We start from the raw sequence: 23,809 nt of genomic DNA on the forward strand, positions 1-23,809 counted from the left end.
GCGGCGGGAACGGGGCCGGGAGCGCCGGTCGGCCGGTGCTCAGAAGCCGTACCCCATCCGCCGGGACAGCTCGGCGCCCGCCGCGACCGTACGCTCGGCCACCTGCGGCAACCGGTCCGCGTCGAGCCGGTACACGGGGCCGGAGACGCTGATCGCCGCGATCACCTCGCCGTCGTGCGCGCGGACCGGCGCCGCCACGGCGGCGAGTCCCGGCTCCAGTTCCTCCACCGTGACGCCGTACCCTTGCCGGACCACGGCCTCCAGCTCGGCGCGGAGCAGCGCCGCCCCGGTGAGCGTGCGGTCCGTGAACCGCGTCAACGGCCGTGCCAGCAAGCCCTCGCGCAGGGTCGGCGGCAGGTGCGCGAGGAGCACCTTGCCGCTGGACGTGGCGTGCAGCGGGGTGCGCCGGCCCAGCCAGTTCTGCGCGGTCACGGCCGCGGTGCCGCGGGCCTGCATGATGTTGACCGCCGCGTCGTCGTCGAGGACGGCGATGTTGACCGTCTCGCCCAGCTCGTCGGCGACCTCCCGGCACACCGGGACGGCCTCCTGCGAGATGTCGAGCCGCACCGCCGCCGCACCCGCCAGGCGCAGTACGCCGGCCCCCAGGTAGTACTTCCCGCGCTCCTTGGCCTGGGCCACCAGGCCCCGGTTCTCCAGGACGCCGAGCAGCCGGAACGCCGTGGACTTGTGGACGTCCAGCTCCGCGGCGATCTCGGTGACGCCCGCCTCGCCGTGCCGGGCGAGGATCTCCAGCACGGTCACGGCACGGTCCACCGACTGCACGGCACCGGCCGCGCCACGGCCGCTGCGCCTCTCCGGGCTCCCCGCCTTCCCGGTCGTCTCTTCGCGGCGGTCAGGCTGCTTCTGTGTGCGGGGCATGGCTCGGCTCTCGTTACCTGGTGGGCCCGTTCGTTGCGTAAGGCGCTACATCGTGCGCGATACGAAACCCGATGCTATCGAAGCGCCCCGCGGACACCCAGGAGTGATCGCGCGGTCCGCTCCAAGGCCCTGCCCCCGGCCGCTCAGGGGTGCGACAGCTGACCGGCACCGCCCCTGCGGCGTATCCGCTCCTGTTCACGCAGGGCCGCACGCTCCTGGCGGCGGCGGGCCCGGCGCTCGCGGCGGAGGGAGCGGGCCGTGCTGCTCGGCTCCGAGACCACGCCGTGCCGCTGGCTCCACACCTGGCGGGTCACCCACACGTCGACCACGGCCCACGTGGCCACCACCGTGCTCGCCACGCCGCTCATCACCATCGGGAAGGCCAGCCAGGACCCGGCCAGCGTGCACAGGAACGCCACCATCGCCTGTATCAGCGTGACCGCGATGACGAGGAGGGCCCGCACCGCCGCAGCACGCACCGGATCGGGCACCGGATGCCGGCGCGCGGGCTCCTCCCGCCACAACGGCCGGTAGTCATACCGCTGTTCGTGGCTGCGCGCCGCGCCGTGATCCGGCGCCCCGCCGCCCCATCGCGTCCGCGCGCGCCCCGCCCCGTGATCCTCGGGCGCCCCGCGCCGTTCCGCCGTGCCCATACCGTGTCACTCCCCACCGCCGGCAGACCGCTCGCCCCGGAATCCCGAAGACCCCGACTCCCCAGTGGCTGCCCGGCTCGCGCTGCTTTACGCCGCCGGAACGCGGGACGCGGCCGCTGTGGCCCATTCCGCCCCCAATTCCCCTAGAGAAGGACGAACGAGACCGCGCGAAGATTCCCGCCGGGCGAAAGAATCCGGCCAACCGTCCGTCGAAGTTCCCACCGGCTACCGGACATGATCCTCCGGATCGCGGTGGCAATCTCCCCCAATGCCCGGACAACTCGCCATCTCTCGGCCGCGATGCGGAACTTCACCCGCCGGACATGTCTTCGAGTTACCTGTGAGGCGGTAGTAGGCTCGCGCCGTTTGCTGACGAACATGAACACCCCCGACCAGCGGGGGTCGAGCTGGGGGAGGCCATGCGCTTTCGCGGGAAGTCGATCCGCCGGAAGATCGTGGCGCTGCTTCTCGTGCCGCTGGTGTCCCTGACCGGTGTCTGGGCCTTCGCCACGGTCTTCGCCGGCCGTGAAGTGGCTCAGTTGTTCCGCGTGTCGGACGTCGTCGAGGACATCGGCTACCCCACCGAGGACACCGTCCGCGTCCTGCAGCAGGAACGCCGCCAGGCCCTGGTCTACCTCGCCGACCCGCGCGCCTCCGAGTCCCTCTCCGCGCTGCACCGCACCCGCGCCGCCACGGACCGGGCCATCGCCACCATCCGCGAGCACGCCGAGGACCCGGACACCCGCTCCGACCTGGAGGCGGACGACCGCGAGCACCTGGCCACCGTCCTGGACGCCTTCGACGACCTCGACTCCCTGCGCCGCGGCGTCGAGGAACGCTCCGTCACCCGGTCCGAGGCGCTCGGCCTCTACAACCGCCTCGTGGACCCCTGCTACGCGCTGCTGGCCTCCCTCGTCGGCATCGACGACGTCGAGGTCGAGAAGCAGGCCCGCGCCCTGGTCAACCTCACCCGCGCCCGGGAACTGCTCGCCCGCGAGGACGCGCTGCTCGGCTCCTCCCTCGTCGTCGGCCGGCTCACCCGGGACGAGACCCGCGACATCTCCGGCCTCGTCGCCCAGCGCACCCTCCTGTACGACATCAGCCTCCCGCTGCTGCCCGCCGCCGAACGCGCACGCTACGAACGCTTCTGGAAGAACGCCGCCACGGCACCCCTGCGCGAAGCCGAACGGTCCGTCATCGCCTCGGACTCCGGCGAGCCCCGCCGGGTCACCGCCAAGAGCTGGGACGCCACCGCCGCCACGGTCCTGGACGAGCTGGGCACCCTCGACGACCAGGCGAGCGACCGCTACCAGAACCGCATGCGCCCCGTGGCCGTCGGCGTCATCGCCCAGGCGGCCGTGGTGGGCCTCCTCGGCCTGATCGCCCTCCTCGTCTCCATCGTCCTGTCCATCCGGGTCGGCCGCGCGCTCATCCGCGACCTGCGCCAGCTGCGCCTGGAGGCGCACGAGGCGTCCGGCGTCCGGCTGCCCAGCGTGATGCGCCGGCTGTCGGCGGGCGAACGGGTCGACGTCGAGACCGAGGTGCCGCGCCTGGAGTACGACAAGAACGAGATCGGCGAGGTCGGGCAGGCGCTCAACACCCTGCAGCGCGCCGCCGTCGAGGCCGCCGTCAAACAGGCCGAACTGCGCGCCGGCGTCTCCGAGGTCTTCGTCAACCTCGCCCGCCGCAGCCAGGTGCTGCTGCACAAGCAGCTCACCCTGCTCGACAGCATGGAGCGCCGCACCGAGGACACCGACGAACTCGCCGACCTGTTCCGCCTGGACCACCTCACCACCCGGATGCGCCGCCACGCCGAGGGCCTGGTGATCCTCTCCGGTGCCGCGCCGTCCCGGCAGTGGCGCCGGCCCGTGCAGCTGATGGACGTCGTCCGCGCCGCCGTCGCCGAGGTCGAGGACTACGAGCGCATCGAGGTCCGGCGGCTGCCGCGGGTCGCCGTCACCGGGCCCGCCGTCGCCGACCTCACCCATCTCGTGGCCGAACTCCTGGAGAACGCCACGGTCTTCTCGCCCCCGCACACCGCCGTCCAGGTGGTCGGGGACCGGGTCGCCAACGGCTTCACGCTGGAGATCCACGACCGGGGACTCGGCATGACGGCCGAGGCACTCCTCGACGCCAATCTCCGCCTCGCCGAGACGCCCGAGTTCGAACTCTCCGACACCGACCGGCTGGGCCTGTTCGTCGTCAGCCGCCTCGCCCAGCGCCAGAACGTCCGGGTCTCCCTCCAGCCGTCCCCGTACGGCGGCACCACCGCGGTGGTGTTCATCCCCGACGCGCTGCTGACCGAAGACGTCCCGGACACCAACGGCCTCGGCTTCCGGCTCGACCGGGACCGCCCGGGCAACGGCCCCGAGCAGGCGCTCGGCCACGGCGGCGGGCCGGCCCCGCTGCGGCTGCCCGGCCTGCCGGCCTCCGTGCTGGCCGGACCGGTGGAGCTGGAGGCGCCCGTCGACCTCGACGCGCTGGACGACTTCCCCGGCGCCCTCCCGGACGAGGACAGCGAGCGCGGCGGCCTGTTCCGCCCCCGCCGGTCCCGCCCCGGCGGCGACGGACAGGCCGACCGGCCGCCGCACCACGAGTCCGGCGACCGGGGAGCCGTACCGCTGCCCCGGCGGCAGACGCCCAAGCTGGTCAGCTCGCACGGCAAGCCCGTCACCGACCAGCGGCCCCGACGCGGCGAACCCGCCCCGGGACCCACCGCCGGCCCGCAGGACACCGACCCGGGCGGACTGGCCCCGCTGCCCTCCCGCCGCCGCGGCGGCGCCTCCCGGCGCCCCGCCGACATCGGCGACCCCGCCGCGGACCGAGCCGCCACCTGGGCCGAGAGCACCGGCGAGACGCCCGAGGCGCCCGCGCTGCCCCGGCGTACCCGGTCCAGGCCGCCCGGCCCCGGCGGCCCGGCCGACCCGGCACCGCCCGCCGGCGGCCCCGCCGGGCCCGTCGGCGACCCGGCCCCGGAGTCCGGCGCCCGGCCGCTGCCCCGGCGGGTACGCCAGGCCAGCCTGGCGCCCCAGCTCAAGCAGGACACCGAACGGCGCGCCGCACGCGCGGCACAGCCCGACGACCGCGACGCCGACGAGGTCCGCAGCAGAATGGCCTCGCTCCAGCGCGGCTGGCAGCGCGGCCGGGAGGAGAACGCCGCGGGCGACGGGGCCCGGGACGGCACAGCACAAGGAACGACCAAGGGAGACGGTCGATGACCGCACCGAAGGCCACCGGCCACACGGCGACGAACAAGGGGGAGCTGAACTGGCTCCTGGACGACCTGGTGGACCGGGTCGCCAGCATCCGCAAGGCCGTCATCCTCTCCGGCGACGGACTGCCGACGGGGGTGTCCAAGGACCTGGCCAGGGAGGACAGCGAGCATCTGGCCGCCGTCGCGTCCGGATTCCACAGCCTCGCCAAGGGCGTCGGCCGCCACTTCGACGCGGGCAGCGTCCGGCAGACCATCGTCGAACTGGACGGTGCCTTCCTCTTCGTCACCGCCGCCGGCGACGGCAGCTGCCTCGCCGTCCTGTCGGACGCCGACTCCGACGTCGGACAGGTCGCCTACGAGATGACGCTGCTGGTCAAGCGGGTCGGCGTGCATCTGGGCACCGCCCCGCGCACCGATCTGCCCGCAGGCGGGTAGTGGGATGGCATGAGCGGAGACGGTCAGGGAAGAAACCACTGGTTCGACGACGAGGCCGGGCCGGTCGTCCGGCCGTACGCCATGACACGTGGCCGCACCACGAGTGAGGGCCAGCACCGCCTCGATCTGATCGCCGTGGTCGTCACGGAGCCCGACGCCGGCGACCCGGAAGCGGACCCGACGATGTCACCCGAGCACGTGGACATCGTCGGACTCTGCCGGGACGAGCCCCAGTCGGTCGCCGAACTGGCCGCGGAACTCGACCTGCCCATCGGCGTGGTCCGCGTCCTCATCGGCGATCTGGTGCACGCCGGTTTCGTCCACGTGACCCGCCCGGTGCCGCCGGCCGAGCTGCCGGACGAGAGTATTCTGCGCGACGTGATCAACGGCCTCCGGGCGCTGTGACCGGCGCGGGAGCGGGGTAGCGACGTGACTGGCCGGCAGTTCCGGGCGGACCGAGGCGGCACCGACACGGGCATCGGCGCGCGGCGCCCGGACGGCCGGACGCTCCCGCGCGAGCGCCCTCCCGGCCGTCACCCGTGGCGTGGCGACGCGCCGCGCGCCGCCCACCGCGATCGTCCCCGCGTCCCGGCTCCCGACGCGAACCGGGTGGAGCGGGCCGGCGGCTCGGTCGCCGGCGTCGGCCGAAACGGCTCGGCCGAGGCCGGCCCCGCGGACGTACTCGTCATCGAAACCCCCGGTGGCGGCGGCTACGGCCGACCGTCGCCCGACCCCCATCAAGCAGGAGAAGAGATCGATGATCTTCGGGCGTTCTGAGCGCGGCAAGCCCCCGGTCGAGCCCGTCACGCTCAAGATCCTCGTGGCCGGCGGCTTCGGCGTGGGCAAGACGACCCTCGTCGGCGCGGTCAGCGAGATCAGACCGCTGCGCACCGAGGAGTTGCTCACCGAGGCCGGGCGGCCGGTCGACGACACCAGCGGTGTGGAGGGCAAGCACACCACCACGGTGGCCATGGACTTCGGCCGTATCACCCTGCGCGAGGACCTGGTGCTCTACCTCTTCGGCACGCCGGGGCAGGAGCGGTTCTGGTTCATGTGGGACGAGCTGTCCGAGGGCGCGCTCGGCGCCGTCGTCCTCGCCGACACCCGCCGCCTGGAGGACTGCTTCGCCGCCGTCGACTACTTCGAACGGCGTTCCATCCCCTTCGTCGTCGGCATCAACTGCTTCGAGGGCGCCTCCCGTTATCCCGCCGAGTCCGTCCGCCAGGCGCTCGACCTGGACGACGGCGTGCCCCTCCTGCTGTGCGACGCCCGGGACCGGGAGTCGGTCAAGGAACTGCTCATCGGACTCGTCCGGCACGCGATGGCGTACACGGCCGAACTCCGCCGGGCCGCCACCGGCTGACCGTCCCGCGTCCGCGCCGCCACCGCCCGCCGGGCACGGCCCGTACCCCCGCCGACCGGAGTACGGGCCGTGGTCCTGTACGGCAGCCGGACCGCTCCGGAGGCCGGGCCGTGGGCCGTGGGCCGTGGCAGATTTGCGCCGTAGTGCCGGATAACACCGGGAATGTACGGCGATGTCGGCCGACACCGGGAAGTTTTCACCGGCGCCGCGGGGGCGTCAAGGCTGTGGACGGCGAGGGTGACACCGGCCCGCCCGCCGCCGTGCGGGTACGGGCGCGCCGGTGAACGGCCCGATGGCCGTACGCCGACGGCCGCGGCAGCGAGTTCCGTTCACCACCGTGGCTCGGCGGCCGCGAATCCGGTCTCCGCCGGGGCCGGGCCCGGGCCGCCGCGCCGGACCTCGTGGCCGGGAAGCCCGGCCCGGCCGAGCACCCAGCTCGCGCCGCGCAGCGCCTTGGCCGCCTTCTTCAGCGGAGCGAGCTGCGCGGCGGCCTGGTGGTGGTCCCCGACGCTGCCCGGCGCGCACACCACGGTCGCCAGGGACAGCGTCACCGGCCGTCCGCCGACCGCCCAGGACGCGTCGAGCACGGCGCTCACCAGCGGATCGAGCGCCTCCTCGTCGGCCAGCACCAGGAAGTCGTCCCCGCCGATGTGTCCCACCCGCGCCTGCCTCGCCACCGCCCGCTGAAGGGCGCCGCCGACCGCGCGGATCAGCTCGTCGCCCGCGGCGAACCCGGCCCCGTCGTTGACCTGCTTGAAGTGGTCGATGTCCAGCCAGCTGAGCGCGAACGCCCGGCCCTCGGAAATCCGCCGGTCCACCTCGCCCACGATCGCGTCCGAACCGGGCAGCCGGGTCAGCGGGTTGAGCCCGGCCGCCTCCTCCACCCGGCTCTCGGCCAGCGCCCGCACCAGATCCGCCAGCCGTACGACGCCCACGCACCGGCCCTGTCCGTCGACCACCGCCACATCGTCCGAGGTCCGGTCCCGGCCGCCGACCGCCACCACGTCCAGCACCTCCCAGGCCGTGGCGTCCACTCCGACCGTGCGGGGCGGGTCGCCCAGTTTGGACGCGGGCCGGCCGGCGTACAGGGCATGCCCGTAGCGGGTCGACATCGACAGCAGGAAGCGCGAGCGGTGCACCGACCGGACGGGCCGCCCGGCCGCGTCCACCAGCAGCACCCCGGAGACGTCCGGGGAACCGGTCAGCAGGGCCCGCACCTGCTCGGCCGGCGCGGACAGCGGCAGTACGGCGGCGGGCCGCACGAACTCCCGCACCGACGGCCCGGACCGGGGCGCGGCCACGGCGGCGGGCGCGAGGGGCGGAACGTAGACGTCCACCACGGGAATCCGGGCCGGCGGCGCGAACAGCTCGCCCTGGGCCAGCTGCGCACCGGCCGCGAGGGCCGCCGCGCACTGGTGCTCGGTCTCCACGCCCTCCACCACGACCAGGGCGCCCAGTTCCTCGCACAGCGTCCGCATCGCCCGCACCGCGGCCGGCCGCGCCAGCAGCGAGGCGTCGAGCTTGACCAGACCGGGGGAGAGGTCGGTGAGCAGCCTGAGAGGTACGTCGCCGTCCCCGATGCCGTCCGCGCTGATCCGGAACCCCTGCTCGCGCAGCGAGGCGACCGCCTCCAGCAGGGCGCGGTGCGGCACGTGCGTGTAGGGCGGGACGATGTCGAGCGTCACCTCCCAGGGCATGCGTCCCGCGCCGCGCACCGCGTCGCGCAGCGGAGTGAGGCCGCCCAGGTCGGCGAGCGTGGCCGCGAACACGTTCAGATGCAGCGGCAGCAGCGACTCCTTGCGCGCCGCGGCCCGGAACGCCAGCACGGCCAGCCTGCCGTCCAGCTCGGGGTCCCGGCGGGCCTCGGCCAGGATGTCGCCGGTCTCCGGGCGGGCGAGTGTCTCCAGTGCGGCGACCGCGCCCGTCCTCAGGTTGACCACCGGCTGGAAGGCGAAGCGGAGAGTATCCGTCCAGGAGTGCACGGGAGCATGATGGCGCCGCCCGCGCACGACCTGGCGCAGTTCATGAGACGTTCACGCAGGATTCCGTGGCGATCACACGGAGTGCGAGGTCCCGCGCCGTCACGGGTTCGCGTGGACGCGGCAAGCCCGTTCCCGCGACGTGATCTGATGGGACGTCAGAAGTGCGCCAGGGGCAATGTGAAATGTGCAGACTGCCGCAGGAACCAAATGGGCGCGAGAGACGTCGTGTTACAGGAGGGGCGGCCGGGGCCGACGGGGGTGATTCCGGCCGCCTCTCCCGATCTGCCCGTTCCTGACACGTCGCTGCCGGAACACGCTCCTTCTGTGATCGGATACAGTCCGCGCGTGTCCGAAACCCAACACCCAACTGCCAACTCCGTGCCGGACTCCCACTGTTCGAGCTGCGGAGCGCCCTTTGGAGAGGGCATCACCGGCTGGCCGCGGACCTGCCCGGCCTGCGGGACCGTCGCCTACCGCAACCCGCTGCCGGTCGCGATCGCGCTCCAGCCCGTGTACGACACCCAGGGCACCTCCCTGGTCGTCATCACCCGCACCGTCGCCCCCGCGCGCGGCGGCACGGCCCTGCCCGGCGGCTACGTCGACCACCGCGAGGACTGGAAGCAGGCCGTCGTCCGCGAACTCCGGGAAGAGACCGGCATCGACGCGGCCGCCCGCGACGTGCGGCTCGCGGACGCCATGAGCGCGCCCGACGGGCACCTGCTGCTGTTCGGTCTGCTCCCCGAACGCCCGGCCGACGGACTGCCGCCCTCCGGCCCCACGGACGAGACCGAGGGCTGGCACCTGCTGCGCCGGCCCGGGGAACTCGCCTTCCCGCTGCACACCGTGGCCGCCGAAGCCTGGTTCGAGGGCCGCTACGTGTGAGCCGGGCCGGTCAGCCCAGTCCGCGTACGCGCACCGGGTGGGGCGGCGCCGTCGCGCCGTCCTCCCGTTCCCGGGTGACCACCACCCGCCCGTCCTGCCGGCGCGCGGCGTAGCGCTCGATCTCCGGTTCCGCCCATCCGTCGCCCGCGTCCGGTACCACCAGGCCGCCCCCGGGCCGCCCGCGCGCGGGCGCCCACACCTCCAGCTCCAGCCCGCCGTCGGCACCCCGCACGGGCAGCACCGCCCCCGCGCGCGCGAAGACCGGCACCCGGGACAGCGGCGCGTCGACCACCACCCGCGCCGGCCCCTCGTAGACCTCCTCCGTCACCGTGTCGTACCAGCGGCCCCGCGGCAGACGCACCGCACGCCGGCCGGTACCGGGATCCAGCACCGGTGCCACCAGCAGGCCGTCGCCCAGCAAAAAAGCGTCCTCGCAGTCGCGCAGCGCCCGGTCCTCCGGCGATCCCCACCACAACGGCCGCACATAGGGCGCCCCGGTCCGCCGGGCCAGATGCGCGAGCGTCAGGAAGTACGGCAGCAGCCGCCGGCGTTCGAGCAGCGCCACGCGCGCGTGCTCCAGTACCTCCGCACCGAACTCCCACGGCTCGCGGCGCCCGGCCCGCGGCCCGGCATGGGTGCGGAACAACGGCAGATACGCGCCCAGCTGGAACCACCGCAGATACAGCTCCGGCGACGGACCGCCGTCGAAGCCGCCCACGTCCGGACCCGAGTACGGCACCCCGCACAGCCCCAGCCCCAGCACCAGCGACAGCGACGCCCGCAACCCCGGCCAGCCCGTCGCCACGGCCCCCGACCACGTGCCCCCGTACCGCTGCGACCCCGCCCAGCCCGAGCGGGACACCACGAAGGGCCGCTCCTCGGGCGCCAGCTCGCGCAGCCCCGCGTAGGCCGCCCGGGCCATGCACAGCGCGTACACGTTGTGCGCCTCACGATGGTCGCCGCCGCGCCCCTCCAAGGCGTGCCGGGCCGACCGGGGCAACGTGGGCTCACCGAAGGCGCTGAACGACGTCGGCTCGTTCATGTCGTGCCAGAACCCCGCGAAGCCCTGCTCCAGCCGCTCCCGGTAGAGCCCGCCCCACCACGCGCGCACGCGCGCGTGCGTGAAGTCCGGGAAGACCGACTCGCCGGCCCGCGCGACACCCTCCACCGCGCGGCCCCGCGCGTCCCGTACGAACGCGTCCACGGCCGCACCGCCGTCGTACACCGCGTCGCCCGGCTCCGCCCGCACCGCCGGCTCCACGACCGACACCAGCCGGATCCCGTCCCGGCGCAGCTCCTCCGCCAGCACCGGCAGCTTGGGAAAGCGTTCCTGGTCGACGGAGAACACCCGGTGGTCTTCAAGGTGGTCGGTGCCGAGATGCACCGCGTCCAGCGGCAGGCCCCGCTCCTGATAGCCGGCGACGGTCCGGCGCACCTCCTGCTCGCCGCCGAAGTCCCACCGCGCGTGCTGGTGCCCCAGCGCCCACGCCGGCGGCAGCGCGGGCGCCCCGGTCAGCGAGGCCCACGTGTACAGCACGCGCGCGGGCGTGCCCACCATCGCCCAGCAGCGCAGCGGCCCGCCGTCCATGTGCACCTCGCACCGCCCCGCCCGGTCGTGCCCGGACCCGGCGCCCTCCGCGCCCTCCCGCAGCACCACCGAGCCGTCCCAGCTGGTGTCGTGGAACACCAGATGCGTGCCCGCGTCCGCCACCACGAGCTGCACCGGCATCGTCAGGTACAGCGGATCGTCACCGGCCCCGAACGCCCGGCCCGGGTCGGTGTTCCACAGCCGGTACCTGCCGTCCCGCAGCCGGGGCCCGGACGACCGCCCGCCCAGCCCGAAGAACCGGGCGTCCGCCGCCACCTCCGACCGCTGCATCCACCGCGCCGCACCCCCGCCGACCGGCTCCCACCAGCGCGGCGGAAGATCCCGCCGCAGCACCACCCCGCCCGGCGTGCACACCTGCACCGCCCCGTGCCGCGACACGACCACCGTCACCCGCTCGGCCACCACCCGCCAGCCGCCGTCCTTGTCCGGCTCCAGCACGGCCCGCGGATCCGGCTCCGGCCCGCTGCCCGCCAGCGCGTACGACGGCAGCGCGTCCGCCCCGTCCCAGCCCCAGAACACCGCTCCGTTCGCCGCCACGACGATCCGCAGCTCGGAGCGGCCGAACCGGATCACACCGCCGCCCGGACCCGGCTCCACGTCCTGCACCCGCCCCGGCACCCGGGCCCGCTCCGGCCCCCGCCGCGGCAGCCCCGCCGCGTCGATACGGCTCCTGCGCCACGCGGCCCGCACGGTGCGCAACCCCCGAGCCGCCCGCCCCGAACCGACCACACTCATCGAACGCACCAGGTCACGACCGTCCATGCTGCTCACCCTGCCACCGAGCGCCTCACGCGCGGGCGCCGTTCAACTGCCGTTCACCCGGGTCCGGGCCACATCTTCACGACCCGGACTATGTGCGGCACACCCTGGTGCGGAAGTCGATCACATGGCATCGTCCGTGTCAGCCGCGTCACGCGCACACCCCAGCCCGTGCGCGGACCGACGCACACGACGCGCACAGCCCGGGAGCCTCCGATGTCGACCGAGAACCCCCAGCCGCTCTGGCAGCCCGATCCGGAACGGATCGCCCAGGCCCGCATCACCCGGTTCCAGGCATGGGCCGCCGAACACCACGGCGCTCCGGCCGAGGGCGGCTACCCGGCCCTGCACCGGTGGTCCGTCGACCGGCTCGACACCTTCTGGAAAGCCGTCACCGAGTGGTTCGACGTACGCTTCTCCACCCCCGGTACGCGCGTGCTCGGCGACCGCGCCATGCCCGGCGCCCAATGGTTTCCCGGCGCCACCCTCAACTACGCCGAACACGCCCTGCGCGCCGCCGCCGACCGCGCCGACGAACCCGCCCTCCTTTGCGTGGACGAGACCCACGAACCCCGCCCGGTGACCTGGTCCGAGCTGCGCCGCCAGGTCGGCTCCCTCGCCGCCGAACTCCGCGCGCTCGGCGTACGCCCCGGCGACCGCGTCAGCGGCTACCTCCCCAACATCCCGGAAGCCGTCGTCGCCCTCCTCGCCACGGCCGCCGTCGGCGCCGTCTGGACCTCCTGCGCCCCCGACTTCGGCGCCCGCAGCGTCCTCGACCGCTTCCAGCAGGTCGAACCCGTCGTCCTGTTCACCGTCGACGGCTACCGCTACGGCGGCAAGGAACACGACCGCCGCGAGACCGTCGCCGAACTGCGCCGCCGACTGCCCACCCTGCGCGCCGTGGTCCACATCCCCCTGCTGGGCACCGCGGCCCCCGAAGGCGCCCTCGCCTGGCCGGAACTGACGGCGGCGGACACCGAGCCCGTCTACGAGCAGGTCCCCTTCGACCACCCGCTGTGGGTGCTGTACTCCTCCGGCACGACCGGCCTGCCCAAGGCCATCGTCCAGTCACAGGGCGGCATCCTCGTCGAACACCTCAAACAGCTCGGCCTGCACTGCGACCTGGGCCCCGAGGACCGCTTCTTCTGGTACACCTCGACCGGCTGGATGATGTGGAACTTCCTCGTCTCCGGCCTCCTCACGGGTACCACGATCGTCCTCTACGACGGCAGCCCCGGCCACCCCGACACCGGCGCCCAGTGGCGCATCGCCGAACGCACCCGGGCCACCCTCTACGGCACCTCCGCCGCCTACGTCATGGCCTGCCGCAAGGCCGGCGTCCACCCCGCCCGCGACTACGACCTGTCCACGGTCGAGTGCGTCGCCACCACCGGCTCCCCGCTGCCGCCCGACGGCTTCCGCTGGCTGCACGACGAGGTCCGCGCCGACCTCTGGATCGCCTCCGTCAGCGGCGGCACGGACGTCTGCTCCTGCTTCGCCGGAGCCGTCCCCACCCTCCCCGTCCACACCGGCGAACTCCAGGCACCCGGCCTCGGCACCGACCTGCAATCCTGGGACCCGAGCGGCAAGCCCCTCGTCGACGAGGTCGGCGAACTGGTCGTCACCCAGCCCATGCCGTCCATGCCGGTCCGCTTCTGGAACGACCCCGACGGCAGCCGCTACCACGACAGCTACTTCGACACCTACCCCGGCGTCTGGCGCCACGGCGACTGGATCACCGTCACCTCCCGGGGCTCCGTGATCATCCACGGCCGCTCCGACTCCACCCTCAACCGGCAGGGCGTCCGCATGGGCTCGGCCGACATCTACGAGGTCGTCGAGCGCCTGCCCGAGATCAGGGAATCGCTCGTCATCGGCGTCGAGCAGCCCGACGGCGGTTACTGGATGCCCCTGTTCGTGCACCTCGCACCGGGCGCCGCCCTGGACGAGGCACTCCTGAACCGCGTCAAACAGGCCATCCGCGAACAGCTCTCGCCCCGGCACGTCCCCGACGAGATCATCGAGGTCCCCGGCATCCCGCACACCCTCACCGGCAAGCGCATCGAGGTCCCGGTCAAACGCCTCCTGCAGGGCACTCCGCTGGAAAAGGCGGTCAACCCCGGCTCCATCGACAACCTCGCCCTGCTCGGCTTCTACGAGGAACTGGCCCGCACCCGCGCCTGACCCACCGGAACATCACCCTCCGCACAGGTCCCGGACCCGCGCCGACCCGACCGCGAGTCCGGGACCGACTACTTCCACACCCGCCACGACCTGCGAAAAAACCCTGCCCTCCCGGTCCGCGACCGCCCGCAGGCCCCCGTTGTCAGTGCCGCCGGTTACGGTGAGTGAGCATTGATCGACCGCGCAATGGGGGAATCATGGCGCACACCGACCACCAGACCATGCGACGCGTCCTGCGCCGCGAGATCGCCGGCACCATCGGCGTCCTCACCGACGACCACGACTTCCGCGCGATGCGGCGCTACCGCAGCTTCACGTTCGACGACCACACGGCATACCTCCGCCAGCTGGAGACGGTCCTGAAGACCCGCGCCGCACAGGGCAGCCACACCACACTCGCCCTGTTCGACCCCGAGGACTACGCCGCGTACTGCGCGGACACCGGCCTCGACCCGGACACCCCGGCCAGCCGCACCCGGTTCACCGCACAGCTCGCGGCCACCGGCCCCACCGTCCCCTACGACGGCCGCCCGCTCGCCGATCTCCTGCCCCGGCTCGTGGACGAAGCCGTCCGCCAGGCCACCTGGGAGTACGCCACCACCCTGCTCACCCGCCTCGGCCCCTGCCCGACCTGCGGCGAGGACATCGGCAGGGCCGCCTTCACCCGCGCCTCCGCACTCCTGGTCCGCATCCTCGACACCGCACCGCCCGGCGAACGGCACCTCGTCTGCACCGTCTCCGGACCACCGGACACCCTCGTCGCCGTCCTGCACGGCGACCAGGACGGCCCCGGCGCCACCCGCCTGGACGAGGCCGAGGCCCTGGAATTCACCAGCGTCCTCGCCCTCGGACTCGCCACCCGCAGCCCCGGCGGACTCGTCATCCGCACCACCGCCGCGGGCGCGCCCGACCGTGTCCACGGCTGGCGACTGCGCGCCGGCACCCTCGAACCCCTGACGGCCGCGGAAGTCTTCGACGCCTACTGCACCGACGTCGAATCCGGCGACCTCATCGCACCCGAGTCCGGCGTCGACTACGGCGCACCCCCCGACCTCGGAGACGACACGCCACCGGACCACCGCCACTGACCCACCACGCACACGTCAGGGGCGCCCCACCCGAAGGCAGGACGCCCCTGACCCGGCACCCGAAGGCACACCGGTACGGCTACTCGCCGGACAGCACCGCCTGAGCCGCCTCGCGCGCCTCCTCGGCACTGTCCGCCGCCCGCGCCGCCGCGGCCGCCCGCTCGCACTGCGCCAGCGTGTACTTCGCCAGCGTCGCGCGGACATACGGAATCGACGCCGAACCCATGGACAAGGAGGTGACACCCAGCCCCGTCAGCACACAGGCCAGCAGCGGATCCGAGGCCGCCTCACCGCACACCCCGCAGCTCTTGCCCTCGGCCCTCGCCGCCTCGGCGGACAGCGCGACCAGGTCGAGCAGCGCCGGCTGCCACGGGTCCTGCAGCCGCGACACGGCACCCACCTGCCGGTCCGCCGCGAACGTGTACTGCGCGAGGTCGTTGGTCCCCAGCGACAGGAACTCGACCTCCCGCAGGATCGACCGCGCCCGCAGCGCGGCCGACGGAATCTCGACCATCGCGCCGAACTTCGCCTGGAGCCCCGCCTCCCGGCAGGCGTCCGCGAACGCCTTGGCGTCCTTGCGGTCCGCCACCATGGGCGCCATCACCTCGAGGTGGACGGGCAGCCCTTCGGCGGCCTTCGCCAGCGCCGTCAGCTGGGTGCGCAGCACCTCCGGGTGGTCGAGCAGCGTCCGCAGGCCCCGCACACCCAGCGCCGGGTTCGGCTCGTCCGCCGGCGTCAGGAAGTCCAGCGGCTTGTCCGCGCCCGCGTCCAGCACCCGCACGACCACACGACCCTCGGGGAACGCCTCCAGCACCTGCCGGTAGGCCTCCACCTGCTTCTCCTCGGAAGGAGCCTTCCTGCTGTCGTCCAGGAACAGGAACTCGGTACGGAACAGACCGACGCCCTCGGCACCCGCCTCGACCGCCGCGGCCACGTCCGCCGGACCGCCCACATTGGCCAGCAGCGGCATCTTGTGCCCGTCCGCGGTCACACCGGGACCCGTCGAGGCGGCCAGCGCCGCCTTGCGCTCGGCGGCCGCGGCCGAAAGCCGCGCCTTCTTCTCCTCGCCCGGGTTCACGAAGACATCGCCCGTGCTGCCGTCCACGGCCACCACCGTGCCCTCGGCCAGCTCACCGGCGCCCGGCAGCGCCACGACGGCCGGCACGCCCAGCGCCCGCGCCAGAATCGCGCTGTGGCTGGTCGGACCGCCCTCCTCGGTCACGAAACCGAGAACGAGCGACGGGTCCAGCAGAGCGGTGTCGGCCGGAGCCAGGTCCCGGGCCACGAGGACATAGGGCTGGTCGCTGTCCGGCACACCCGGCATCGGCACGCCCAGCAGCCGCGCGACGATACGGTTCCGCACGTCGTCCAGGTCGGCAACGCGCCCCGCGAGGTACTCACCGGCACCGGCCAGCAGCTCCCGGTACGCCGCGAACGCGTCGTACACCGCGCGCTCCGCGGTGCTGCCGACGGCGATCCGCCGGTCCACGTCCGCCATCAGCTCGGGGTCCTGCGCCATCATGGCCTGCGCTTCCAGCACGGCCTGGGCCTCGCCCCCCGCCAGGTTGCCGCGCGCCATCAGATCGGCGGCCACGGCGTCCACGGCCTGCCGGGCCCGCCCCTGCTCCCGCTCGGCGTCCTCGGCGGGGATCTGCTTGGCCGGCGGTTCCAGCACCGCCGTGCCCATGTGCCGAACCTCGCCGATCGCCACACCGTGGCTCACGCCGACGCCTCGCAGCGTTGTCTCCATCTCACCCGTCTCCGATAGTGCGGCGGGTCCGGCCGCCGCGGTGGTTGTCCTGTTCGCCGTCCCGGGACGGCACGGCCGTCAGTTCCAGGAGAAGAGGCTCTCGCCGGTCTTCACGTCACCGCTGTCACGCAGATCGGAGAGGGACTCGGCGGTGGCTTCGAGAGCGACGACCGGGCACACCGGGGACTTGCCGGCGGCCTCGACGGCGGCCGGGTTCCAGCGGACGACGGCCTGGCCGCGGCTCACGGTGTCCCCCTTGTTGACGAGCAGCTCGAAGCCCTCGCCGTTCAGCTGGACGGTGTCGATGCCGAGGTGGGTGAGCACGCCGTGGCCGCTCTCGTCGACCACGACGAAGGCGTGCGGGTGCAGGGAGACGATGACACCGTCCACGGGCGCCACCGCCTCGGAGGCCTCGCGCACGGGATCGATCGCGGTACCCGGGCCGACCATGGCCCCGGAGAAGACCGGGTCCGGCACTGCGGCCAGCCCGATGGCCCGTCCAGCGAGAGGGGACGTCACGGTGGTCATGGGAAGCCTCCCAAGGAGTGGAGCTGCTCGCGGGCCGTCACCGCCTGTCCCGGACGGCGCACTGAGCAGCAGCGTATGTCAAATGAACTGGCGGTTCCGGATAGAAGCTACCAGCTAGTGGTCTAGACCACCAACCGCGACGATTTGCACGGCGTTCCGGGCCCCGTGTACAGTCGTACTCCTGCTTGGGGCAGAGAGACGCGAAACAAGTGTCCAGCTCCGAGTGGCAACCAAACTCATCAGATCCTGATCCCTGGATCTTCTTCTGCGTGTTCGCAGGAGGGTGGTCAGAGAGACGCAAAAAGCCTGGTAGAGTTTGAAACGTCGAAGGGAAGCGCCCGGAGGAAAGCCCGAGAGGGTGAGTACAAAGGAAGCGACCGTTCCTTGAGAACTCAACAGCGTGCCAAAAGTCAACGCCAGATATGTTGATACCCCGTCTCCGGTCATCACGGCCGGGACGAGGTTCCTTTGAAAAAACACAGCGAGGACGCTGTGTGCGAGAGGACTATTCCTCCTCTCGCACCGCTCTCGTGATGTGTCATCCCGATTACGGGAAAACATTCACGGAGAGTTTGATCCTGGCTCAGGACGAACGCTGGCGGCGTGCTTAACACATGCAAGTCGAACGATGAACCTCCTTCGGGAGGGGATTAGTGGCGAACGGGTGAGTAACACGTGGGCAATCTGCCCTGCACTCTGGGACAAGCCCTGGAAACGGGGTCTAATACCGGATATGAGCTTCCATCGCATGGTGGAGGCTGTAAAGCTCCGGCGGTGCAGGATGAGCCCGCGGCCTATCAGCTTGTTGGTGAGGTAACGGCTCACCAAGGCGACGACGGGTAGCCGGCCTGAGAGGGCGACCGGCCACACTGGGACTGAGACACGGCCCAGACTCCTACGGGAGGCAGCAGTGGGGAATATTGCACAATGGGCGAAAGCCTGATGCAGCGACGCCGCGTGAGGGATGACGGCCTTCGGGTTGTAAACCTCTTTCAGCAGGGAAGAAGCGAAAGTGACGGTACCTGCAGAAGAAGCGCCGGCTAACTACGTGCCAGCAGCCGCGGTAATACGTAGGGCGCAAGCGTTGTCCGGAATTATTGGGCGTAAAGAGCTCGTAGGCGGCTTGTCACGTCGGTTGTGAAAGCCCGGGGCTTAACCCCGGGTCTGCAGTCGATACGGGCAGGCTAGAGTTCGGTAGGGGAGATCGGAATTCCTGGTGTAGCGGTGAAATGCGCAGATATCAGGAGGAACACCGGTGGCGAAGGCGGATCTCTGGGCCGATACTGACGCTGAGGAGCGAAAGCGTGGGGAGCGAACAGGATTAGATACCCTGGTAGTCCACGCCGTAAACGGTGGGCACTAGGTGTGGGCAACATTCCACGTTGTCCGTGCCGCAGCTAACGCATTAAGTGCCCCGCCTGGGGAGTACGGCCGCAAGGCTAAAACTCAAAGGAATTGACGGGGGCCCGCACAAGCGGCGGAGCATGTGGCTTAATTCGACGCAACGCGAAGAACCTTACCAAGGCTTGACATACACCGGAAAGCATTAGAGATAGTGCCCCCCTTGTGGTCGGTGTACAGGTGGTGCATGGCTGTCGTCAGCTCGTGTCGTGAGATGTTGGGTTAAGTCCCGCAACGAGCGCAACCCTTGTCCCGTGTTGCCAGCAGGCCCTTGTGGTGCTGGGGACTCACGGGAGACCGCCGGGGTCAACTCGGAGGAAGGTGGGGACGACGTCAAGTCATCATGCCCCTTATGTCTTGGGCTGCACACGTGCTACAATGGCCGGTACAATGAGCTGCGATACCGTGAGGTGGAGCGAATCTCAAAAAGCCGGTCTCAGTTCGGATTGGGGTCTGCAACTCGACCCCATGAAGTCGGAGTCGCTAGTAATCGCAGATCAGCATTGCTGCGGTGAATACGTTCCCGGGCCTTGTACACACCGCCCGTCACGTCACGAAAGTCGGTAACACCCGAAGCCGGTGGCCCAACCCCTTGTGGGAGGGAGCTGTCGAAGGTGGGACTGGCGATTGGGACGAAGTCGTAACAAGGTAGCCGTACCGGAAGGTGCGGCTGGATCACCTCCTTTCTAAGGAGCATCTAGCTGCCGCGAGGCAGCCAGAGCCACTACGTCGGCGAATGATCGACGGTGGTTAGCTCATGGGTGGAACGTTGACTACTCGGCACTTTTGACCTGCTGCTCTTCCTAGTACTGCTTCGGCGTGGAACGGAACGAGCGAAGGGATGAGGGTGTCGGGCACGCTGTTGGGTGTCTGAGGGAGCGAACTTCCTCAGTTGCCGGCCCCAGTGCACTCGGACCTTTGGTCTGGGGTGATGGGTGGCTGGTCGTTGTTTGAGAACTACACAGTGAACGCGAGCATCTGTGGCCAAGTTTTTAAGGGCGCACGGTGGATGCCTTGGCACCAGGAACCGATGAAGGACGTGGGAGGCCGCGATAGTCCCCGGGGAGTCGTCAACCAGGCTTTGATCCGGGGGTTTCCGAATGGGGAAACCCGGCAGTCGTCATGGGCTGTCACCCGCTGCTGAACACATAGGCAGTGTGGAGGGAACGAGGGGAAGTGAAACATCTCAGTACCCTCAGGAAGAGAAAACAACCGTGATTCCGGGAGTAGTGGCGAGCGAAACCGGATGAGGCCAAACCGTATGCGTGTGAGACCCGGCAGGGGTTGCGTATACGGGGTTGTGGGATTTCTCTTGATCAGTCTGCCGGCTGGTCGACGAGTCAGAAACCGTTGATGTAGGCGAAGGACATGCGAAAGGTCCGGCGTAGAGGGTAAGACCCCCGTAGTCGAAACATCAGCGGCTCGTTTGAGAAACACCCAAGTAGCACGGGGCCCGAGAAATCCCGTGTGAATCTGGCGGGACCACCCGCTAAGCCTAAATATTCCCTGGTGACCGATAGCGGATAGTACCGTGAGGGAATGGTGAAAAGTACCGCGGGAGCGGAGTGAAATAGTACCTGAAACCGTGTGCCTACAAGCCGTGGGAGCGTCGGACATCAGCTTGCTGGTGTCTCGTGACTGCGTGCCTTTTGAAGAATGAGCCTGCGAGTTTGCGGTGTGTTGCGAGGTTAACCCGGGTGGGGAAGCCGTAGCGAAAGCGAGTCCGAATAGGGCGTTTTAGTAGCACGCTCAAGACCCGAAGCGGAGTGATCTAGCCATGGGCAGGTTGAAGCGGAGGTAAGACTTCGTGGAGGACCGAACCCACCAGGGTTGAAAACCTGGGGGATGACCTGTGGTTAGGGGTGAAAGGCCAATCAAACTCCGTGATAGCTGGTTCTCCCCGAAATGCATTTAGGTGCAGCGTCGTGTGTTTCTTGCCGGAGGTAGAGCACTGGATAGGCGATGGGCCCTACCGGGTTACTGACCTTAGCCAAACTCCGAATGCCGGTAAGTGAGAGCGCGGCAGTGAGACTGTGGGGGATAAGCTCCATGGTCGAGAGGGAAACAGCCCAGAGCATCGACTAAGGCCCCTAAGCGTACGCTAAGTGGGAAAGGATGTGGAGTCGCACAGACAACCAGGAGGTTGGCTTAGAAGCAGCCACCCTTGAAAGAGTGCGTAATAGCTCACTGGTCTAGTGATTCCGCGCCGACAATGTAGCGGGGCTCAAGCGTACCGCCGAAGTCGTGTCATTGCAGCAATAAGCCCCAACGGGTGCTGTGATGGGTAGGGGAGCGTCGTCTGCCGGGTGAAGCGGCACTGGAAGGTAGTCGTGGACGGTTGACGAGTGAGAATGCAGGCATGAGTAGCGATACAAACGTGAGAAACGTTTGCGCCGATTGACTAAGGGTTCCTGGGTCAAGCTGATCTGCCCAGGGTAAGTCGGGACCTAAGGCGAGGCCGACAGGCGTAGTCGATGGATAACCGGTTGATATTCCGGTACCCGCTGTGAAGCGTCAAACATCGAGCATCGTGATGCTAAGGCCGTGAAGCCGTTCCGGACCCTTCGGGGAATGGAAAGTGGTGGAGCCGCCGGACCAAGCGGTTAGTAGGTGAGTGATGGGGTGACGCAGGAAGGTAGTCCATCCCGGGCGGTGGTTGTCCCGGGGTAAGGGTGTAGCCCGAGTGGTAGGCAAATCCGCCACTCTTGCAGGGTGAGACCTGATGCCGAGCCGATTGTGGTGAAGTGGATGATCCTATGCTGTCGAGAAAAGCCTCTAGCGAGTTTCATGGCGGCCCGTACCCTAAACCGACTCAGGTGGTCAGGTAGAGAATACCGAGGCGTTCGGGTGAACTATGGTTAAGGAACTCGGCAAAATGCCCCCGTAACTTCGGGAGAAGGGGGGCCACACCTGGTGATGAGCTTTGCGCTCTGAGCTGGGGGTGGCCGCAGAGACCAGCGAGAAGCGACTGTTTACTAAAAACACAGGTCCGTGCGAAGCCGTAAGGCGATGTATACGGACTGACGCCTGCCCGGTGCTGGAACGTTAAGGGGACCGGTTAGTCACATTTCGGTGTGGCGAAGCTGAGAACTTAAGCGCCAGTAAACGGCGGTGGTAACTATAACCATCCTAAGGTAGCGAAATTCCTTGTCGGGTAAGTTCCGACCTGCACGAATGGCGTAACGACTTCTCGACTGTCTCAACCATAGGCCCGGTGAAATTGCACTACGAGTAAAGATGCTCGTTTCGCGCAGCAGGACGGAAAGACCCCGGGACCTTTACTACAGTTTGATATTGGTGTTCGGTTCGGCTTGTGTAGGATAGCTGGGAGACTGTGAAGCTCGCACGCCAGTGTGGGTGGAGTCGTCGTTGAAATACCAGTCTGGTCGTGCTGGATGTCTAACCTGGGTCCGTGATCCGGATCAGGGACAGTGTCTGATGGGTAGTTTAACTGGGGCGGTTGCCTCCTAAAGGGTAACGGAGGCGCCCAAAGGTTCCCTCAGCCTGGTTGGCAATCAGGTGTTGAGTGTAAGTGCACAAGGGAGCTTGACTGTGAGACCGACGGGTCGAGCAGGGACGAAAGTCGGGACTAGTGATCCGGCGGTGGCTTGTGGAAGCGCCGTCGCTCAACGGATAAAAGGTACCCCGGGGATAACAGGCTGATCTTCCCCAAGAGTCCATATCGACGGGATGGTTTGGCACCTCGATGTCGGCTCGTCGCATCCTGGGGCTGGAGTCGGTCCCAAGGGTTGGGCTGTTCGCCCATTAAAGCGGTACGCGAGCTGGGTTTAGAACGTCGTGAGACAGTTCGGTCCCTATCCGCTGTGCGCGTAGGAGTCTTGAGAAGGGCTGTCCCTAGTACGAGAGGACCGGGACGGACGAACCTCTGGTGTGCCAGTTGTTCTGCCAAGGGCATGGCTGGTTGGCTACGTTCGGGAGGGATAACCGCTGAAAGCATCTAAGCGGGAAGCCTGCTTCGAGATGAGGACTCCCACCCACTTGATGGGGTAAGGCTCCCAGTAGACGACTGGGTTGATAGGCCAGATATGGAAGCCTGGTAACGGGTGGAGTTGACTGGTACTAATAGGCCGAGGGCTTGTCCATTGATGCTCGCGTTCACTGTGTTGGTTCTGAAACCACGACCATGTCGCCCCCTTGGGGGGCGTTCCGGTTGATTGTTTCATAGTGTTTCGGTGGTCATAGCGTGAGGGAAACGCCCGGTTTACATACCGAACCCGGAAGCTAAGCCTCACAGCGCCGATGGTACTGCAGGGGGGACCCTGTGGGAGAGTAGGACACCGCCGAACTCCTTTTGAAGCTCCGGCTCTTGGGCACTGCCCAGGGGCCGGAGCTTTTTTGCGTTGAGGTAAAGTCAGTGAGCATCATCGGCTCGTTTCGCACAGGAGGCCCCCGGGTGGAGGTCCAGGAGACCCGTGTCCAGACGGACCGGGTCCTCACCATCCCCAACATCCTCAGCATGGCACGGCTCGTCGGCGTACCCCTGTTCCTGTGGCTGATCCTCAGGCCGGAGTTCGGCGGTCCGAAGAGTGATGGCTGGGCCCTCCTCGTGCTGGCGTTCAGCGGGGTCAGCGACTATCTCGACGGCAAGCTCGCCCGGCGCTGGAATCAGATCAGCAGCCTCGGCCGGCTTCTCGACCCCGCCGCCGACCGCCTCTACGTGCTTTCGACGCTCCTGGGGCTCACCTGGCGGGAAATCCTGCCCCTGTGGCTGACCGGCCTGTTGCTGGCGCGAGAACTGGTTCTGCTGGTCATGGTGGGCATCCTTCGCCGGCACGGCTATCCGCCGCCCCAGGTGAACTTCCTCGGGAAGGCCGCCACGTTCAACTTGATGTACGCCTTCCCGCTCCTGCTGCTCAGTGACGGAAGTGGTTGGATCTCGTCACTCGGCGCTATTTTCGGATGGGCTTTCGCCGGATGGGGTACAACCCTGTATTGGTGGGCAGGAGTGCTCTACGTGGTACAGGTCCGCCGATTGGTTCGAGCGGACACCATGGCCGATTGAGCTCGGCGATTGTCCTGACATAACGCCTCGATGGCCCGCGGTGTAAAAGTGCGGGACAA

Annotated in this window: 14 protein-coding genes and 3 rRNA genes; 11 read left to right on the forward strand and 6 right to left on the reverse strand. The window is 69.6% G+C overall.

The features are described from left to right. Nucleotides 1-39: 39 nt before the first annotated feature. Together SCK26_RS30950 and SCK26_RS30955 are read right to left on the reverse strand one after the other, a co-directional pair. A complete protein-coding gene (locus SCK26_RS30950; RefSeq protein ID WP_412080797.1) occupies nucleotides 40-879 on the reverse strand; it encodes an IclR family transcriptional regulator in 840 nt (279 codons plus the stop codon). Nucleotides 880-1,022: 143 nt separating this feature from the next. Continuing rightward, entirely contained in the window at nucleotides 1,023-1,532 is a 510-nt protein-coding gene (locus tag SCK26_RS30955) for a hypothetical protein (protein WP_318204631.1), read from the reverse strand. Between the two features lie 419 nt (nucleotides 1,533-1,951). Here SCK26_RS30955 and SCK26_RS30960 point away from each other — a divergent pair, with 419 nt between their 5' ends. The 4 genes from SCK26_RS30960 (at nucleotide 1,952) to SCK26_RS30975 (ending at nucleotide 6,544) form a co-directional block, all read left to right on the forward strand. Further along, on the forward strand, nucleotides 1,952-4,750 hold the full coding sequence (locus tag SCK26_RS30960) for a nitrate- and nitrite sensing domain-containing protein (protein WP_318204632.1): 2,799 nt from the start codon (nucleotides 1,952-1,954) through the stop codon (nucleotides 4,748-4,750). Beyond that, nucleotides 4,747-5,181, forward strand: a complete 435-nt coding sequence (locus SCK26_RS30965; protein ID WP_318204633.1) for a roadblock/LC7 domain-containing protein — start codon at nucleotides 4,747-4,749, stop codon at nucleotides 5,179-5,181. The genes SCK26_RS30960 and SCK26_RS30965 overlap by 4 nt, the downstream gene beginning before the upstream one ends. 9 nt (nucleotides 5,182-5,190) lie before the next feature. After that, nucleotides 5,191-5,586 (forward strand): DUF742 domain-containing protein, encoded by a 396-nt coding sequence (locus SCK26_RS30970; protein WP_318204634.1) that lies wholly within the window; start codon nucleotides 5,191-5,193, stop codon nucleotides 5,584-5,586. A 352-nt stretch (nucleotides 5,587-5,938) separates the two neighbouring features. Further along, a complete protein-coding gene (locus SCK26_RS30975) occupies nucleotides 5,939-6,544 on the forward strand; it encodes an ATP/GTP-binding protein (protein ID WP_318204635.1) in 606 nt (201 codons plus the stop codon). A 329-nt stretch (nucleotides 6,545-6,873) separates the two neighbouring features. Here SCK26_RS30975 and SCK26_RS30980 read toward each other — a convergent pair whose 3' ends face one another. Beyond that, the gene (locus SCK26_RS30980) at nucleotides 6,874-8,526 is read right to left on the reverse strand and encodes a GGDEF domain-containing protein (RefSeq protein WP_318204636.1); all 1,653 of its coding nucleotides are present in this window, start codon (nucleotides 8,524-8,526) and stop codon (nucleotides 6,874-6,876) included. Nucleotides 8,527-8,871: 345 nt separating this feature from the next. On the opposite strand from SCK26_RS30980, the gene SCK26_RS30985 reads away from it, so the two are divergent. Next, the gene (locus SCK26_RS30985) at nucleotides 8,872-9,408 is read left to right on the forward strand and encodes an NUDIX domain-containing protein (protein ID WP_318204637.1); all 537 of its coding nucleotides are present in this window, start codon (nucleotides 8,872-8,874) and stop codon (nucleotides 9,406-9,408) included. 10 nt (nucleotides 9,409-9,418) lie between these two features. Here SCK26_RS30985 and SCK26_RS30990 read toward each other — a convergent pair whose 3' ends face one another. Next, nucleotides 9,419-11,779: a glycoside hydrolase family 31 protein gene (locus SCK26_RS30990; RefSeq protein ID WP_318204638.1), complete on the reverse strand. Its 2,361-nt coding sequence runs from the start codon at nucleotides 11,777-11,779 to the stop codon at nucleotides 9,419-9,421. Between the two features lie 213 nt (nucleotides 11,780-11,992). On the opposite strand from SCK26_RS30990, the gene SCK26_RS30995 reads away from it, so the two are divergent. Beyond that, nucleotides 11,993-13,960 carry an acetoacetate--CoA ligase gene (locus SCK26_RS30995; RefSeq protein ID WP_318204639.1) on the forward strand — a complete coding sequence of 656 codons (1,968 nt, stop codon included), beginning with the start codon at nucleotides 11,993-11,995 and terminating at the stop codon, nucleotides 13,958-13,960. Between the two features lie 197 nt (nucleotides 13,961-14,157). Beyond that, on the forward strand, nucleotides 14,158-15,048 hold the full coding sequence (locus SCK26_RS31000; protein ID WP_318204640.1) for a hypothetical protein: 891 nt from the start codon (nucleotides 14,158-14,160) through the stop codon (nucleotides 15,046-15,048). 79 nt (nucleotides 15,049-15,127) lie between these two features. Here the strand turns inward: SCK26_RS31000 and ptsP are convergent, their stop codons facing one another. Continuing rightward, complete coding sequence (gene ptsP / locus SCK26_RS31005; RefSeq protein WP_318204641.1) at nucleotides 15,128-16,798, reverse strand: phosphoenolpyruvate--protein phosphotransferase; 1,671 nt, start codon at nucleotides 16,796-16,798, stop codon at nucleotides 15,128-15,130. 78 nt (nucleotides 16,799-16,876) lie between these two features. Continuing rightward, nucleotides 16,877-17,326, reverse strand: coding sequence for a PTS glucose transporter subunit IIA (locus tag SCK26_RS31010; RefSeq protein WP_318204642.1), 450 nt, complete (start codon nucleotides 17,324-17,326; stop codon nucleotides 16,877-16,879). A gap of 560 nt (nucleotides 17,327-17,886) precedes the next feature. Here SCK26_RS31010 and SCK26_RS31015 point away from each other — a divergent pair. The 4 genes from SCK26_RS31015 to SCK26_RS31030 all read left to right on the forward strand — a co-directional run bounded on the left by SCK26_RS31015 (nucleotide 17,887) and on the right by SCK26_RS31030 (nucleotide 23,750). Next, nucleotides 17,887-19,413 (forward strand): 16S ribosomal RNA (locus SCK26_RS31015). 296 nt (nucleotides 19,414-19,709) lie between these two features. Next, nucleotides 19,710-22,831: ribosomal RNA gene (locus SCK26_RS31020) — 23S ribosomal RNA — on the forward strand. Between the two features lie 85 nt (nucleotides 22,832-22,916). After that, a 5S ribosomal RNA gene (gene rrf / locus SCK26_RS31025) occupies nucleotides 22,917-23,034 on the forward strand. Together the 16S, 23S and 5S rRNA genes form the textbook arrangement of a ribosomal RNA operon. Before the next feature lie 107 nt (nucleotides 23,035-23,141). Continuing rightward, nucleotides 23,142-23,750: a CDP-alcohol phosphatidyltransferase family protein gene (locus SCK26_RS31030; RefSeq protein WP_318206132.1), complete on the forward strand. Its 609-nt coding sequence runs from the start codon at nucleotides 23,142-23,144 to the stop codon at nucleotides 23,748-23,750. The last annotated feature ends 59 nt before the right edge of the window (nucleotides 23,751-23,809 follow it).

Origin of the sequence: Streptomyces sp. SCL15-4, assembly GCF_033366695.1 — a bacterium.
Taxonomy (GTDB): Bacteria; Actinomycetota; Actinomycetes; order Streptomycetales; family Streptomycetaceae; genus Streptomyces.